General features: G+C 59.2%; 17 protein-coding genes. All 17 read right to left on the reverse strand.

The annotated features are described in order from the left end of the window. Window positions 1-36: 36 nt before the first annotated feature. The 17 genes from MAFF_RS35420 to MAFF_RS35500 all read right to left on the reverse strand — a co-directional run bounded on the left by MAFF_RS35420 (window position 37) and on the right by MAFF_RS35500 (window position 16,080). Window positions 37-1,212: a cystathionine beta-lyase gene (locus MAFF_RS35420; protein ID WP_010916014.1), complete on the reverse strand. Its 1,176-nt coding sequence runs from the start codon at window positions 1,210-1,212 to the stop codon at window positions 37-39. A 469-nt stretch (window positions 1,213-1,681) separates the two neighbouring features. Then, a complete protein-coding gene (locus tag MAFF_RS35425) occupies window positions 1,682-2,176 on the reverse strand; it encodes an Lrp/AsnC family transcriptional regulator (protein WP_044552151.1) in 495 nt (164 codons plus the stop codon). Between the two features lie 135 nt (window positions 2,177-2,311). After that, a complete protein-coding gene (gene phnN, locus MAFF_RS35430) occupies window positions 2,312-2,875 on the reverse strand; it encodes a phosphonate metabolism protein/1,5-bisphosphokinase (PRPP-forming) PhnN (RefSeq protein ID WP_010916013.1) in 564 nt (187 codons plus the stop codon). Window positions 2,876-2,879: 4 nt separating this feature from the next. Next, on the reverse strand, window positions 2,880-3,602 hold the full coding sequence (locus tag MAFF_RS35435; RefSeq protein WP_010916012.1) for a DUF1045 domain-containing protein: 723 nt from the start codon (window positions 3,600-3,602) through the stop codon (window positions 2,880-2,882). A 92-nt stretch (window positions 3,603-3,694) separates the two neighbouring features. Continuing rightward, complete coding sequence (locus MAFF_RS35440) at window positions 3,695-4,585, reverse strand: ABC transporter permease (RefSeq protein WP_052292115.1); 891 nt, start codon at window positions 4,583-4,585, stop codon at window positions 3,695-3,697. Next, a complete protein-coding gene (locus tag MAFF_RS35445; protein ID WP_010916010.1) occupies window positions 4,582-5,523 on the reverse strand; it encodes an ABC transporter permease in 942 nt (313 codons plus the stop codon). The genes MAFF_RS35440 and MAFF_RS35445 overlap by 4 nt, the downstream gene beginning before the upstream one ends. After that, window positions 5,523-6,530: an ABC transporter ATP-binding protein gene (locus tag MAFF_RS35450; RefSeq protein WP_010916009.1), complete on the reverse strand. Its 1,008-nt coding sequence runs from the start codon at window positions 6,528-6,530 to the stop codon at window positions 5,523-5,525. Before MAFF_RS35450 ends, MAFF_RS35445 begins: the two co-directional genes overlap by 1 nt. Further along, window positions 6,527-7,540, reverse strand: coding sequence for an ABC transporter ATP-binding protein (locus tag MAFF_RS35455; protein WP_010916008.1), 1,014 nt, complete (start codon window positions 7,538-7,540; stop codon window positions 6,527-6,529). Before MAFF_RS35455 ends, MAFF_RS35450 begins: the two co-directional genes overlap by 4 nt. Before the next feature lie 7 nt (window positions 7,541-7,547). Further along, window positions 7,548-8,405: a phosphodiesterase gene (locus MAFF_RS35460; RefSeq protein WP_044552154.1), complete on the reverse strand. Its 858-nt coding sequence runs from the start codon at window positions 8,403-8,405 to the stop codon at window positions 7,548-7,550. 124 nt (window positions 8,406-8,529) lie between these two features. Next, window positions 8,530-10,080, reverse strand: a complete 1,551-nt coding sequence (locus MAFF_RS35465; RefSeq protein ID WP_010916006.1) for an ABC transporter substrate-binding protein — start codon at window positions 10,078-10,080, stop codon at window positions 8,530-8,532. 175 nt (window positions 10,081-10,255) lie between these two features. Continuing rightward, window positions 10,256-10,987 carry a phosphonate C-P lyase system protein PhnL gene (phnL, locus tag MAFF_RS35470; RefSeq protein ID WP_010916005.1) on the reverse strand — a complete coding sequence of 244 codons (732 nt, stop codon included), beginning with the start codon at window positions 10,985-10,987 and terminating at the stop codon, window positions 10,256-10,258. A 17-nt stretch (window positions 10,988-11,004) separates the two neighbouring features. Beyond that, window positions 11,005-11,802, reverse strand: a complete 798-nt coding sequence (gene phnK / locus MAFF_RS35475) for a phosphonate C-P lyase system protein PhnK (RefSeq protein ID WP_010916004.1) — start codon at window positions 11,800-11,802, stop codon at window positions 11,005-11,007. Window positions 11,803-11,804: 2 nt separating this feature from the next. Then, entirely contained in the window at window positions 11,805-12,695 is an 891-nt protein-coding gene (locus MAFF_RS35480) for an alpha-D-ribose 1-methylphosphonate 5-phosphate C-P-lyase PhnJ (RefSeq protein ID WP_010916003.1), read from the reverse strand. Continuing rightward, window positions 12,692-13,798, reverse strand: a complete 1,107-nt coding sequence (locus MAFF_RS35485; protein ID WP_010916002.1) for a carbon-phosphorus lyase complex subunit PhnI — start codon at window positions 13,796-13,798, stop codon at window positions 12,692-12,694. The genes MAFF_RS35480 and MAFF_RS35485 overlap by 4 nt, the downstream gene beginning before the upstream one ends. Window position 13,799: 1 nt before the next feature. Then, on the reverse strand, window positions 13,800-14,435 hold the full coding sequence (phnH, locus tag MAFF_RS35490; protein WP_157866231.1) for a phosphonate C-P lyase system protein PhnH: 636 nt from the start codon (window positions 14,433-14,435) through the stop codon (window positions 13,800-13,802). Then, window positions 14,432-14,896, reverse strand: coding sequence for a phosphonate C-P lyase system protein PhnG (gene phnG, locus MAFF_RS35495; protein ID WP_010916000.1), 465 nt, complete (start codon window positions 14,894-14,896; stop codon window positions 14,432-14,434). Before phnG ends, phnH begins: the two co-directional genes overlap by 4 nt. 41 nt (window positions 14,897-14,937) lie before the next feature. Further along, complete coding sequence (locus tag MAFF_RS35500; protein WP_010915999.1) at window positions 14,938-16,080, reverse strand: alpha-D-ribose 1-methylphosphonate 5-triphosphate diphosphatase; 1,143 nt, start codon at window positions 16,078-16,080, stop codon at window positions 14,938-14,940. Between the last annotated feature and the right edge of the window lie 50 nt (window positions 16,081-16,130).

A 16,130-nucleotide genomic window follows, 5' to 3' on the forward strand; every position in this document is an offset into this window, starting at 1 on the left:
GATGAGTACGTCGGCGCCTCGTTCGTATATGAGAGGTCAGGCAGCGGCCGCGCCGGGCTGATTGATGCGCCCGAGAGCCTGCTCGAGATCCGCAATGAGATCGCAAGGCTCCTCCAGGCCAATATTGAGCCGTACAAGGCGGCCGTCATAGTCCTTGCCCAGTCGGTCAAGCTTTGGATAGAGGATCGCCAGTGCGGTTGTGCCGCCCCAGCTGAAGCCAATTTTGAACAACCTCAAACTGTCAACAAAGGCTTCGACCTGCCCAGGGTCAACCTCACGGCGGAACAGGATCGAGAACACGCTGGCCGAGCCTGTGAAGTCGCGCTGCCAAAACTTGTGGCCCGGGCATGACGGGAGCGCGGGATGAAAGACGGCTTCGATTCCAGGCTGGGCAACCAGCCAATTGGCGACCTGCAGCGTCGATGATTCGAGGCGCTCCAGTCGCACGCCGAGCGTCTGTAGCCCACGCAAGGCAAGGCTTGCATCATCCGGGGAGACGGCCGCGCCGAGCTGCTTCAGCACGGGTCCGACCGCGTCGTACGCCGCTTGCGTCCCGACTGACACCGTGCCGAGCAGAAGGTCGCTGTGGCCCCCTACGTACTTCGTGAGCGCCTGCATGCTGACATCTACGCCCTTGGCGAAGGCGTCGAACAGCACACCGGCTGCGTAGGTATTGTCGAGGGCAACCGGCACCCCCCGGGCATGCGCCGCTGCCACTATGGCTGGCACGTCTTGTATCTCCATCGTCACCGAGCCTGGGCTTTCGGTCCAGATCAGCGCCGTGTTGTCACGGATGAGGGCCGAAATGCCCCCGCCGATCAGAGGGTCATAGGCTTCGACCTCGATGTTGAGCCGTGCGAGCAGACCGTCCGCGAGCTCGCGGTTGGGCCCATAGGCGGAAGCTGGTACGAGCGCGTGACTGCCAGCCTTGCAGAAGGCGAAATAGATCAAGGTAATAGCAGCTTGGCCGCCGGGTACAACGAAGCTGTGGCGTGCACCCTCCAGTTCCGCAATACGCGCTCCAAGTTCCAGCACGGTAGGCGTTCCATACAGGCCGTACGTATAACCGACCTCGCTCTGACGCCAATCGTCTGCCGCATCGGCCTGCCGCTCGAACAGAATGGTCGAAGCCCGATAGGTCGGCGTCACGAGCGAGCGAAACCCTGACGGGGCCTGAGCGGTCGGGTGAATAAGCTTCGAGCGCCAGTGCATGGTGGCCTTTTCCCTGGATTATCTACGGATAGCTATGCCTGGGTGTGACGTTTGTCAGTGTCTATACTTTCGGCGACTGCGATCCTCTTCACCCTTTGCGGGAGAGAACGTATTGCACGAAGGACGATAAGTGTGCGCGTTTTTTGCCCGGTGAATGAAATTTTTTTGCATTTGCCTGAACAACGATAACCTATTCATCTTCGGTCCTTGTAATCCATCAGAACAACGATCAAATCGCTTGGCTGGACTGCGCGGCGCGAACGGAAAAGGGCAGTGATACGAATCTCGGTCCGGTGCCAGACCTTCATTTCAGCACAGTATCCGGACAACATGCTTGAGGACTCGCGGCTGCATACATTGGCGGATGAACATCTCGAAGATCTTGCGCCCGCGACCGGGGAGAGAGTCAATGCGATTTGCCGTCAACTATATCGAACGAGAAAACACATATCGTAGTGCATACCCGCACTCACTCAGTGGCCAATGGAATAGTAAGACCGACCTTGACCCGATCCATCACCACCGTGGAGCGAAACCATTTGACGTCTTCGCTCGTGTAAAACAGTCGATGTGCGATGCGGTTATATTCCTCCATCGTTGCGACTGATAAGATGAGAACGAAATCTGCTTCGCCAGCTACATAGTAGCATTGCTGCACTTCAGGGCCCGAGAACCGTCTTTTGATTTCATTTAGCAGGTCTAACTGCACCCGATCTATGTGGACTTCCACGATCACTGTAATGGGTTTTCCCACCAAAGTTGAGTCGACGAGTGCGACATGTGCGGTGATGACGCCAACTTCCTCCAATCTACGAAGGCGGCGCTGGACGGCCGCAGTAGAGCGGTTCACACGTTCAGCGATAACGCGAAGAGGAGTTTCCCTGTCCCGCTGCACAATATCTAAAATAGCCAGATCAAATTCGTCGAGATCGACTGACCTCTTCGCACTGTGTGATCTAACCATGAGATTTTTCTCGTTCTCTGCCTCGAATTCAAGAGCGCGGGCGCCTTACAATAAAAAACAAAGACGCAAACGAGGAGAACCAGAAAACCCGATAACCGTAACATAGGGGTGAGGCGCCTTCGCCAAGGACGCACCTCATATGGTCTCGCCAAGTTGTGCGGTGAGCACGGCAAGGAGGCGTTCCCCGGCAATCTCCAGCTGACCGGAATTGTCGATATGCAGCACATCTCCACCTTCGATGCTTTGCTGTTCGCTCCGAAGCAGCCGCTGCCTGATGCTCTCCAGATTTTCCCGCCCCCGTTCGACCAGACGCAACGCCAAAACGTCCATGGGCGCGGTAATATTGACGACGAGCAATTGCGGGTATTTCCTCCGCGCTTCCGGCAGGACGGCTCGAGAGCCATTGGCTACCACGACATCGCCGCGTTCGAGCCATTCGTCGATGTCCGATGGGATTCCGTAGGAAAGGCCGTGCGCCTGCCAACGGAGCGAGAACCCACCTTCGCGAGCACGATGGTCGAATTCGATCGTATCGACAGGTTCGTGATCCTCGCCGATACTTGCCGGGCGGCTGATGATCCGGCGTACGAAGTGAATACGCGGAACGGCCCTAAGACGATCGCGCGCAAAGTCGATAAGGGTATCCTTGCCGGCGCCGCTGGGACCGACGACAAGGACAAAACCGCCAGACAATTTCATGGCTTCAAACCACCGACGTAAGGGCCGCGCCGGTCTTCAGTGCGAACTGCGATCGGACCGCGAAATCGGCACCACGGTGTTCCTGCACGAAGAGCGACAGGGTGTCGATATGATAATCTTCGGATAGATACGGCCCGAACCTCTCCTCCAGGCGTGCCCGCGTTGCGGCGCGCCCGTTTTCGGGTACGCGATCGGTCAAGGTCAGGTGGAAGCGAAACCGGCCCAAGACGTAGGGGTAGCCCCAGGTGACGAGGTTGGTCATCTCGACCTCGTCGAATTGGCGGCTCATGCGCCGCTCGAGCTCGTCTCCATCCATTGGTGCCCGAAAACAGTCAAATTCTTCGACGATCTGCGCCGCAAACCCGCGCAAGGCCGGGATGGGACTGACGGGAACGAGCGCGAAGAAACCGTCAATGAGATCTATTTTCAATGGCCCGATCGGGCAGGCCGGCCGTGACGCTGCAAACCCACCGAGCGCCTCCTCCAAATCCTCGGCCGAAGCGCCTTCTCTCAACCGGAAGGGTGCCTTGAGTGTCGCGTGAAAGCCGTACCGGCGCGGTTCCGACGTGAGAAGGACCTCGCCCTCGGGTCGGGCGTCTCCGCCAACTTCAACCCTGCCGAACGCATCGCGGCCGAGCCAATGTACTGCGGCGGCCGTCAGCGGGTGTTCAGGCCTTGGCGCGTAGTAGATTGCGTATCGGCGTTCACTCGGTTGGGCACAACTCATACTGATGCCTTCATGGGAAGTGGAAACACTGCAACACTTTCGGGTGGACGAGCGTGCTCAATGTGCGGTCGTGGCCTCGTCAAGGCGATCGCTCAACGGGCACTTTCGCTGGTGGGATCGGCGCGGTCCCGCAGCCAATCACCGACAATGGAAATCGATAGCGCAGTTAGCATGATAACGGCGCTCGGGATGAAGACGAGCCAAGGCGCTCCTTCCATATAGTCGCGCGCAGCTCCAAGCATGTTGCCAAGGCTCGACAGCGGTGGCTGCACACCAAGTCCAAGGAATGACAGGCTCGTTTCGAGCAAGATGACTTCGGGCAGATTGAGCGTCATAGCGACGATCACGCTGGAGGCAACGTTAGGAAGGATGTGCAGTGCATACACGCGCATAGGCGAAGCACCGATATCCCGCACCGCAATTGTGTAGCCCTGCTCGGATGCTGACAGAGCCAGTCCGCGGCAGAGGCGGGCGATGCGCTCCCATCCAAAAAAGCCCAGGAGCACCGTGAAAAGGACGAGACTATTGCCGAAAAAGGCGAGAACGGCCAGCGCGACGATCATGAAGGGAATAGCGGCCTGAGCATCGATCAGCATCAGGATGATCTGCTCAAGACGACCCCGGCTGTGGGCTGCAAGGAACCCAAGCCCGATACCAATGGCTGCCGCGATGAATGTCGAAATTAGCCCGATCGTCATGCTCGTTCGGATCGACAAACACAGACGCGAAAGCGTATCGCGGCCCAACTGGTCGGTTCCAAGAGGATGCTTCCAGTCTCCCCCGGCCAGGAAAACGGGAGGGCGAAGGCGTGCACGCAAATCCGTCGCCGCTATGTCAAAGGGAGCGAGATGGTTTGCCAACAGCGCGATTACACCCATGACCGCGATCCAGAGAATTGCGAGGAGCACTGAAGGAGGAAAACGCCGCGCCATGCGGCGCCACGTGGGCATAGAGCGAGCCGCCACCGTAGCCATCTGGGTCATCCTTTGCCTGCGCCGTCGCTCTGCGCGTGCCGCAGACGGGGATCTAGAAGTCCATAGAGTAGGTCCACGCCGAAGTTGGCGAGAACCATGGCGACACCTATCATCAGCAGGATCGTCTGAACCACGGCTAGATCCCGGTTTGCGACCGAAGAGACCAACAATCGGCCGATTCCTGGCCAGGAAAACACGCTTTCAACGACCACTGCTCCCGCCACCAGGCGACCCAGCATCAGTCCAATGATGGTGACGATCGGCAGGGCCGCATTCGGAACCACATGGAGCAACATAATTTGCGAACGCGGAATCCCCCTGAGCGTCGCGGCCCGCACGTGCGGCTGGCCTAGTACGTCGATGATCGCCGAACGTGTGAATCGGGCCAGCGTTGCGCCACCGAACACGCCGAGTGTCAGCACGGGCAGGATAACATGCAAGACAGTGCCCGCACCTCCAGAGGGGAGCCAGTGCAATCTGACGGCAAACAGCATTACCAACAGCAGACCGAGGACGAAGCTCGGCATGGTGAAGCCGACAATGGACCCGGTCATGATGAGCCGATCAGCCCAAGTGTTGCGCCAAAGGGCACTGAATACGCCAGCCGGGATGCCGATCAGCAATTGCAGGATAAAGCCAGGAACGGTGATCGCCAACGTCGCCGGCAAGCGTTCCATGACGGCATCCAATGCGTTGCGCCCGTCAAGCATGGAGCGTCCGAGATTTCCCTCCATGACCGCCTGCAGATATCTGACATATTGAATCCATATGGACTGGTCGAGCCCCCAGCTTCGGCGAAATTCGCGGATGGCCTCGCCCGAGGCATCGAGGCCCAGAATATTGATGGCCGGGTCGCCTGAGAGGCGAAGGACGACGAAAGTGATTGTCACGATCAACAGAAGGGTCGCCAAGGCACGCAAGCAGCGCGCGGAGATATATTCCAACATCACGCGTTCTCCATTTTCCCGCGCGAGGAAACCATGTCGTCTTGGGGGTGATGGCACGCTACGGAGCGGTTTGGCGCGATGATGCGCAGCTCAGGCCGTTCTGTTTGGCACAGCGTCGATGCGCGAGGGCAGCGTGGATGCAAGACGCATCCGTTCGGGACCTCCATCGGATTGGGCGGATCCCCTTGGATGATGAGGCGGCGCTGAGGGTGTGGTTTCAAGCTGGGGACCGCCGAAAGCAGCGCCTGCGTATAAGGATGCAGGGGATTGCGGAAAAGTTCTGTGGCGGATGCTTCCTCCATGATCCTGCCGAGGTACATAACGATCACTCGGTCGGCGATCTGGCGAACGATCTTCAGATCGTGGCTGATGAACAGATAGGTGAGACCTCTGCTCGCCTGTACATCCTTCAGCAGATTGACCACCTGCGCCCCGACGGAGACGTCGAGGGCGGAAACGGGCTCGTCGCATACCAGAAGATCCGGATCGAGCACCAGCGCCCGCGCCAGGATCACCCGCTGCCGCTGACCGCCGGAGAGTTCATGAGGGTAGCTGGCAAACTGGTCCGGACGCAGCCCGACGGTCGACAACAGAGCCTGGGTCTTTTCTCTGCGCTCCGCCATGGAGGAACCTACGCCATGGACGATGAGCGGCTCCATGACCTGACGGCCAATCGGGAGACGTCGATCAAGAAAAGACAAGGGGTCCTGATAGACCATCTGCATTCTTTGTCTTTGCGCTCGCCAGACGGCATCGCGGCGCGTTTGCACCGGCATGCCGTCAAGCAGGATCGACCCACGTGTCGGCGCCATCATCCCGAGAACGAGGCGGCCGGTTGTCGACTTGCCGCAACCAGACTCGCCAACGACGCCGAGCGTTTCTCCCCGCTTCAGGGAAAAGGACACCTCATCGACCGCCTTTAACGGAACCTTGGGCGAAAAAGGACCCGCTCGGGATCGGACACTGAAATGTTTCGTCAGCCCCTGCACAGTCAGAAACGAGGTCATGCCGGAACCTTTATCTTATCCGTCTCCGCATCGGAGGACTGAGTTCTAAGGCAGGCGACGCAATGACCGTTCGCAACCATGGCCATTGCGGGCGTCATTAGTAAACAACTCGGCATCGCTTCGGCGCATCGGGCCTCGAATGCGCATCCGCTCGATATATCACTTGGTGCGGGGACGTGACCCGGAATCGCTCGTAACCGGCCTACCGGCTCATCGATATCGGGAGCGGCGGCGAGAAGACCACGCGTATAAGGATGTCGCGCCCAGTGCCAGAAATCAGCCGACGGCGCCATCTCTACGAATCTCCCGGCATACATTACGGCAATCCTGTCGCTGGTTTCGCGCACCACGCCTAGATCGTGTGAGATGAGGACGATGGACATGCCCGTGTCGCTTCTGATCTCTCTGAGCAGGTCCAAGATTTGGGCCTGCACCGTAACATCGAGCGCCGTTGTGGGCTCATCTGCGACAAGGAGGTCCGGCTCTCCGGCCAGCGCCATGGCGATTGCGACACGTTGGTTGGTGCCTCCGGAAAGCTCGTGAGGATATTGACCGAGACGTCGCTGTGCGCCTGGTATTCGAACCCGATCGAGCAATCGCTTTGCTTCGCCGCGCGCGGTGCTCCATCCGATCTTGCGATGCAAAACCAGTGTTTCGGCAAGCTGGAAGCCGATCGTGTGGATCGGATTAAGAGAGGCAGTGGCATCCTGGACAATCATTGCCAAGCGCCGGCCACGAAGGGCTGCCATGGCTTTTTCGTTGAGATCCAGAAGGTTCGATCCTTCGAAGAGAACGGAACCTGTGGTCTTTGCTTGCCGTCCCAGTACCCGGAGGATGGCAAGCCAGGTGATACTTTTCCCGCATCCCGATTCCCCGACAAGGCCGAGAATCTCACCGCGGCCGATATCCAGATCGATGCCCCGCAAAATCTCGGTGGATCCGCGTGTCGACTCGAGCCGAACGCGAAGGTCCCTGATCTGCAGGAGCGGTGCGACTCTGGTATCGTGCATGACCGTACTACCGAGACGCTGCCAGCGCGGTTTGCTTCCTCATGGAAGCCAGCGCCTGGTAGTTGGGATCGGGGATGTTTTCGTAAGCCGGACCGAAATCTTCGACGAAGACGTTGTGCGATACGAACCCGCTTTCAGGTACCAGCACATGAAGCTTGAATGCCGGGGGCTCATTGATGTTCTTAAAGACGCGAACATCGCCCAACTGAAGATGGCAGGAGCTTACAACCGACGGCGCTACCGAGGCGAGCGTGCCATTCCATAGGCAGTCGATCGCGCGGTGATGATGGCCGCAGAGGAGGCGAACGACCTGTTTGTTGGCTGTGATAATCTCGCCTAGCTCCCTCGCTCCGTCGATCAGCCTCACGGCGTCGTAAATACCCCCACCAAAGGCGAAAGGCGGATGATGGAGAAGAATGAGGGTAGAAGTATTGGGCCGCTCCTGTAGGCAATCCCGAAGGTACGAAAGTCGTTCGGAGCAAAGGCGACCCAGGCCCTCGCCTTCAACAAGGGTGTCCAGCCCGATGACACGCAGCTTGTCGTGTTCGACGCAAAACTGCACGAAGCCGCCAGGGCCCTTCTTTTCGGGAAAAACAGCCAGGAAATTCTCCCGGATGTCGTGGTTGCCAAGCGCCAGATGGACCGGGAACGGCAACCCTTCGGTCAACTCCTTAAGCAGCTGATATTCACCGATTTGGCCGCTATCAGCCAGATCCCCGGTGACCACCATCATGTCCGGCCTTGGAGTCATGTTGGCGACGCGCTCGAACGCTTGCGCCGCCCGTGCAGTGCAATCCACGTTTCCGGAAGCGAAGGGTTTGCCCGTCTCGCGGATATGAAGATCACTGAGATGCGCTATGATCATGGAGCATTGCCTTTCAGTAGTCGCCACCGACAGCCTCAATCGACCTCGGAACCCGGTGGATGAATTGGATGATGCATGGGCATCATACGCCCTGACGGGCGCATGATGCCCGGTAAGCACAAGACTATGCGGGCATGTTGAATGGACCGAAGTCCATCATCGGGGTGCGATGCGGCAGCCAGGCAATGTCTCCCCGCTTGCCGTAAAGCATGGGCGTATTGTAGAGCACAGTGCCAGGCGGATCGATCTCATTGAAGATTTTCAGAACGCGTTCGTGAAGCTTGCGGCGTTCAGTACGGTCAGTCAGCGTCTGCAGTTTTTTGCCGATCTCGTCGAACTCCGCGTTGCTCCAGCTCTTGGCTTCGAAGCGGATAAAGCCGTCTGGCCCGTAGTTGGTCCATAGCGACCCCAATATATCCGGGTAGATCATGTCGGCCGAACCGTCGAAGATCGCGTAATTTGGCTGAGCGAACATTTGCCCCCAGTTCTCGCAAACCTTGAGCTGAACATTGATGCCGACGGCCTGCCACATCTGTTGGAGCGTCTGCGCCACGTCGAGCTCTGCGGTATAGTAGTTGGCCAGAATGCGATATTCGATCGGGGCACCGGAATAGGCTGCCTCGGAAAGAAGTTTCTTCGCGGCATCGGGATCGTATGCTGGCATCGGAAAATTCTCGACGAACATGTCGCCGTAGGCCTGCCACTGAAAGCCTCTGGGAACATCAACCATGCCTGAGAACAATTGTTTGGCAATGGATTCGCGGTCGATAGAAAGATTGAGCGCCTGACGGATGCGAACATCCTTGAGCGGCCCGCCGAACGTGCCGTAGTTGACGCAACGGATGTTGTTGATGGGCCCGCCGACGACATCAAGGTTGCCGTGTCCCCTGATCGTCGCGATCTGATCCGGCGTAACTTCCGTGATGATGTGGGCGTCGCCCGCCGCGAGCGCGTTGACGCGGCTTGCCGCTTCCGGCATGACCTTGAAAGTCAGCGAAGAGAACGGAGGCTGGCCGCCCCAGTATTGGTCATGCGCGACCAGTCGGATTCGATCGCCAGCCTTGACTTCAGCGACGCGATAAGGGCCGGTGCCGACCGGTGATAGCGCCCATTTATCCCAGTTTCCAGCCTTTTGGAACGCAGCCTTGCTGATGATCTGACTTGTCCAGTTGGACAGCCTGAATTCGAAAAGGGGATCAGCCTCTTTGGTTACGAAACGCACAGTGCTTTCGTCGACGGCGGCCACCTTTTCCAGCACGCTGAAAAACTGCCGGGATATGCTTTGACCCGGAAGGCCCTCCGTCAACATGCGTTCCGGTCCGAACGTAAAGGCAACGTCTTCGGTGGTCATCACCGATCCATCATGGAAGTGGACCCCTTTGCGGATGACAACATCCCAGGTGCGTGGATCGACCTGGTGCCAAGACTCCGCAAGGCCCGGCACCAGGCGCTCGCCGTTAAGGTAATCGATACGGATCAGCGTGTCGTAGATGCTTGCCGCAAGACGATATGTGATGTTCGTAGTGAGCCTGAGGGGATCGAGTTGAGGCGGATTATCCTGAACCGCAATGATCAAATCGGTTCGGGGCTGTGCGTTGGCAATTCGCGGAGCGATTGTGCCAAGCAGTGGAATGGCACTCATCACCTTAAGGTAATTTCGGCGAGTCATATTCATGGTGCGCTACCCTCCATTGTCAAGTTAGCAGAAGCTGATCTTCGCAACTTGGTTAGACATGTCTACATAAGAGCGTTCGCATGATAGAATGACAGTCGAATGACAAACGGGGACAGAGACGCTCGACAAAACGGAATCACTGACGAACGAGCTTCTGCGGTGCCCGATCGCGCTTTCACGCGCGGGTTGGCTCCGGTATCGAACGCGCCGTCCATTCCGGCGAGCGAGGTGTAACTTCGAATAACCTGTCCGCGACAGCCTCGCGCACCTCCTCGTCGTGGAAGATTCCGACGATGGCAGCACCGCGTGCCTTGGCTTCGTTGATCAGTTCGATGACTGTCTGCCGGTTGGTTGCGTCGAGCGAGGCCGTCGGCTCGTCGAGCAGCAGCACTGGATAGTCGGCGATGAAGCTGCGGGCGATGTTGACGCGCTGCTGCTCGCCACCGGAGAAGGTGGCAGGGGCTAGAGACCAAAGACGCTCGGGGATGCGCAGCCGCGACAGCAGGGCGCGGGCAGCGGCATGCGCTTTCTCCGGGGGAACGCCGTTCACGATCGCCGGCTCGGCGACGATATCCAGCGTCGGCACCCTTGGAATCACACGCAGGAACTGGCTGACATAGCCGATGGTGCGGCGGCGGATTTCAACCACTTCCCAGGGTTCGGCAGCCAGGAGATCGACGGTGTCGCCAATGTGCTGGACGAGGATCTTACCGGCGTCCGGCTTGTAGTTGGCATAGAGCGAGCGCAGCAGCGTCGACTTGCCAGCACCGGATGGTCCGTGCAGGCAGACGCATTCGCCGGCCTTTACGGCAAGCTCAATATTGTCGAAGACGGGCAGGATGGTGCCGCCCTGGGTGTGGAGCGTGAAGGTCTTGGCAAGACCCTTGGCGTGCAATCGAATGGTCATGGGATGTCCTTTTTGTCTTAAACTTGCAGGACAGAGGAGACGAGCAGCTGTGTGTAGGGATGATGGGGGTCGTCCAGCACCTGGTCGGTCAAACCCTGTTCGATGACGCGACCGCGTTGCATGACCATCAATCGGTCGGCGAGCAGGCGCACGACGGCAAGATCGTGGGTGACGATGATGGCGGCGATGCCGAGTTCACGCACCAGCCCACGCAGGAGATCGAGCAGGCGAGCCTGCACCGAGACGTCGAGACCGCCGGTCGGCTCGTCCATGAAGACCAGGCGCGGCCGTGTGACCAGGTTGCGGGCGATCTGCAGGCGCTGCTGCATGCCACCGGAGAAGGTGCGCGGTTGGTCATCGGTGCGACCAAGGTCGATCTCGACCTTCTGCAGCCAGTCCTGCGCCTCGGCCCGGATGTTGCCGTAATGCCGGGCGCCGATGGCCATCGGCCTCTCGCCGATATTGCCGCCGGCGCTTACATCCATCCTCAGCCCATCGCGGGGGTTCTGATGCACGATGCCCCAGTCAGTGCGTGCAAGCCGCCGGCGCTCGGGTTCAGATAGTGTCAGGATGTCCACTGGACCGCGGCCACGCATGTCATAGGTGACGGTACCGGTATCGGGCGGCAAATGACCTGCCAGGCAGGCAAGAAGCGTCGACTTTCCGGAGCCGCTTTCGCCGACGATGCCAAGCACCTCACCGGGCCGGATCGTGAACGAAATATCGCGGCACCCAATCTGCCCACCATAGGACTTTGACAGACCGACGACGTCGAGGAGGGCCGGTTTCGGGGCGAGCTTGGGGATCGCATTCATGGTCATGACTCCCCTCCGGCGCTGTTCGGTTGTGCCGCAGCCTGGGCCTGACGAGTGTTGCAGAAATCGGTGTCGGAGCAGACGAACATGCGCGACCCCTTGTCGTCGGTGATCACCTCGTCGAGGTAGCTCACGGTTGACCCACAAAGTGCGCAGCATCCTTGCCAGGTCTGCACCTCGAACGGATGGTCGTCGAAATCGAGGCTGCGGACGGAAGTGTAGGGCGGCACGGCATAGATACGTTTTTCTCGGCCCGCTCCCCAAAATTGAATTGCGGGGTTGTTTGCCATTTTTGGATTATCAAACTTCGGGATCGGCGATGGCGACATGAGAAACCTGCCATTGATCATCGCCGGATAGTCGTACGTCTTGGCGATACGGCCGAAACGGGCGATGTTCTCATAGAGCGTCACCTGCATGGCGCCGTACTCGGCATAGGCATGCATTTTGCGAGTTTCGCTCTCGCGCGGGATCAGCTTCCGCAAAGGCTCAGGTTCCGGAACCTGATATACGAGGATCTGGCCTTCCGTAAGCGGTGCTTCCGGCACACGGTGGCGCGTCTGAATGATGGTTGCTTCCTCGGTGGATTCGGTGACGGATATGTCGGCGACCGTCTGGAAAAAGCGGCGGATGGAGACGGCGTTGGTGGTGTCGTCTGCGCCTTGGTCAATCACCTTCAGGCGATCGTTCGGGCCAAGGACGCTTGCCGTAATCTGAATCCCGCCGGTGCCCCAGCCAGAGGCGAGCGGCATCTCACGACCACCGAATGGTACTTGATATCCAGGGATAGAGAGGGCTTTAAGCAGCGTCCGACGGACCATCCGTTTGGTCTGCTCATCGAGAAAAGCGAAGTTATAGCCGTCGTCGCTATAATTTGTGGTGATACTCCTCATTCTGCAGCCTCCCTCGTCTGTGCGGCTGCGCGGGCAGCTTCATATTCCGCCCGCAATTGCCGCACGAGCTGCAGCTCCGCCTGGAAGTCGACGTAGTGCGGCAGCTTGTAGTGGGTTACGAGCCCGTTGGCCTCGACATTGTCCGTGTGTGAGAGGACGAATTCCTCGTCCTGGGCCGGGTAACGTACGTCTTCGCCGAGTTCCCGGGCACGCATCGCTCGATCGACCAGCGACATGGACATAGCCTTGCCTTCATTATGACCGAAAGTGAGACCATAGCCGCGCGTGAATTGCGGGGGCTGCTCAGCGCTTCCTCGGAAGCTGTTGATCATCTGGCATTCGGTGACGGTGACCTCCGCGACCACGATGGGGAACCCGAGTTCTTCGGGAACGATTTCGACAGTCACTTCTCCGAGCCTGAGTTCGCCAACGAATGGATGGTTGAAGCCGTAACCGCGCGTGGTCGAGTAGGCGAGGCCGAGCAGAAAACCCTCATCGGCGCGTGCCAGATTTTGCAGCCGCTGGTCGCGGCCGGCCGGAAAGCTCTTCGGCTGGCGGGTTAGATCGAAGACCTCCTCCTGATCGTCATCATTCTCTTCCTGGATCACGCCTTCGTCATCGAGAAGGTCAACGACGCGCGGGACGCTCTGGTCGAGCGGCTCGGCGGCCGGGACCGCCCGCACCCGCTCAAGACCTTCCGCTGTAAGCGCGAAGTCGAGCAGACGGTGGGTATAGTCGTAGGTTGGGCCAAGCACCTGGCCGCCGGGAAGGTCCTTGAATGTAGCCGAGATGCGCCGGCGGATCGCCATTCTGGATGTATCGATCGGTTCCGACACGGCGATGCGCGGCAGTGTGGTGCGATAGGCACGAAGAAGGAAGATCGCCTCCATTGCATCCCCTTGCGCCTGCTTGAGCGCTAGTGCGGCGAGTTGGCGGTCGTATACCGAGCCCTCAGCCATGACACGATCCACGGCGAGCCCAAGCTGCTCGCTGATCTGGGGCAGCGTCAGTTCAGCGATCTCGGGATCGCCTCGACGCGTCTCAGAGATCAGTTTGTGAGTATTGAGGATGGCCTGCTCGCCACCTTTGACGGCAACATACATATTAAGCCTCCACCTTGATTGTACGTGGCAGACCGATCACGGCGTTGCCCGATGTGAAGACCACGTCGATGCCCCGCGGATAAAGTTCGCTGTTGAGATCCCAGTCCGCCCAGAACCAGAACGGCAGTCCCGCAATACCGACTGGAATGCTTCCGTTGACACCTGGACCGGTCCAGGTCGTTGTCGGGCCATCGGTAAAGGAAGGGACCTGAATGATGAGCGTCGTCGAGCGGTCGGGATATTCGGCATCGCCTGGGTGGAGTTCGCAGAGGCGCGGCAGGTTCGCTGGATCGGAAACGATGGCGAAGCGAGCTTCTCCAGCAGTCTCGGTCAGCGGCAGGCTGCAATGAAAACGAAGCCATGCGGTCAGCTCGCCACAATCTAGACTATTGTCGAGCCAGGCCGGTGTTTCGAAATCCATCAGTGATAGGCAGAGAGCAGCGGTTGCCGACGAGAAGGGCCGCGGCGCGGTCAGCGTCCGGTCGAGCGGCACGACGCGACCGGGATACGCTGTCGCAAGCAGAGCGGCACGAAACACGGCTTGGGCGTCGAAGACCGGATCAACAAAGCCTGGTTTCAATGAAACGCCGGCGGACGACACGGCGCCCTCGGCAAACGTACCAGATTGGACTGTCACGGCAGATCCTCCCCGCGCACCATGGTGAAGAAATCGACTTTGGTGGATGCGGCCTTGCGGCTTTTCTCCATCCGCCGCACTTCGGCTTTTTGGCGCAGCGGCTCGATTACCTTGGTTATGATCTCGTCATGGCGGTCCGGTTGCTGCAACAGCGCATCGACGATGGCTGCCAGTTCTGCCTGGCGCTTGTCACGTCCCTGGACGTAACCGTGGCCAACCGTCCCCTCTTTGAGTTGGACCGAGGCGCGGGCGACCGTCATCTCGCCGAGGTTGAACACATTTCCCGTCCCACCGGCACGGCCCCGAACCATCACCAGGCCGACATTGGGAGTGCGAAGCCATTCAAAGATCACGCCGCGCACCAAGTCGGCCGCCAAGGCCTTAAGCTCGCTGCCAACACTGCGGGACAAAATCCCGAGCCATTCGGAGCGCTTTGCAATGGCAACCGACTCGGCTTGCATCTCCATTTTCGAGTTCATCAGTTGTCTTCCTTTTGGCGTCGTTAGAGATATTGTTTTCCAGCGACCCAAATGTTGCGGATCACCGGCACTCCGTCGACGAGGCGCACGCGGATCAGGTCGGCGCGCAGACCAGGAGCGATGCGGCCGCGATCAGTAAAGCCAAGCAAGTCGGCGGGATTTTTCGTCACCATGGCAACCGCCTCCGGGAGATCGAAGCCTTTGGCCGCCAGCGCGAATACGGCATGAAGCAGACTTCCCGGCACGTAGTCGGAGGTCAGCACGTCAAGCAGACCGTGGTCGGCAAGTTCCATTGCGCTGACATTGCCGTAATGCGAGCCGCCAAGAATGATGTTCGGCGAACCCATGACGATCTGCATGCCGAGTTCACGGGCGCGCCGTGCCGCTGTGAGGGTGGTTGGAAACTCACTGATCGTGATGCCGTCGCTGTGAGATTCTTCGACGTTTCCGATCGTCGTGTCGTCGTGACTGGCGATGCGAATATTGTGCTCGCGGCAGAGGCATCCGATCGTCGAACGGCTCTGCGGTACATATTGCTGCTGATGGTCTCGGCGTTCGGCGATGTAGAGCGCGAACTCGTCCTCGGTCCAGACCCGGGCGTTCTTCTTGGCGCGCCACTCCCGATAGAGCGTCAGATTATGCCACTGCCGCTGGCCCGGCGTGTGATCCATCATGCTGATCAGCTTCAGCCCGGGATTATCGATGTGCCGTTCGACCAATGGCAGCAGGGCCGAGTCTGACAGCTCGCAACGAAAATGGAAATAATGATCGATCTTGAGGAGACCGGCGGCGCGCGCCGTCGTCAGTCCGTTGATCACCTCGTTCAGCATGGCAGTGCGGGCGCGGCCGCTGTCGTAGTCGCCCAGCGACAGCGCATCAAGCACGGTCGTGATGCCGGCGCCGAGCAACTCCCAATCATGTGCAAGCAAGGCGGCGAGTGGTATAGGCCATTGAACGCCCGGCCGCGGGTGCATGAACTGCTCAACATTGTCGGTGTGCAGGTCGATCAGGCCGGGCAGCAGGAAGTCGCCCTCGCAATCGAGCACATTGATCCGGCCCGTCGTTGCAGCGCCAATGGAAGACACCATTGCGTCATGGATTTCCAGGGCGCCTTCGGTAACGCGATCTTCCTGGACGATCCGTGCATTGCTAAGTTGCAAGCTCATTGGCTGTCACCCTCAACTTGTTTGGCGACAGCAAACGACCCGAGCCTGTC

This window comes from Mesorhizobium japonicum MAFF 303099 (assembly GCF_000009625.1).
Taxonomy (GTDB): domain Bacteria; phylum Pseudomonadota; class Alphaproteobacteria; order Rhizobiales; family Rhizobiaceae; genus Mesorhizobium; species Mesorhizobium japonicum.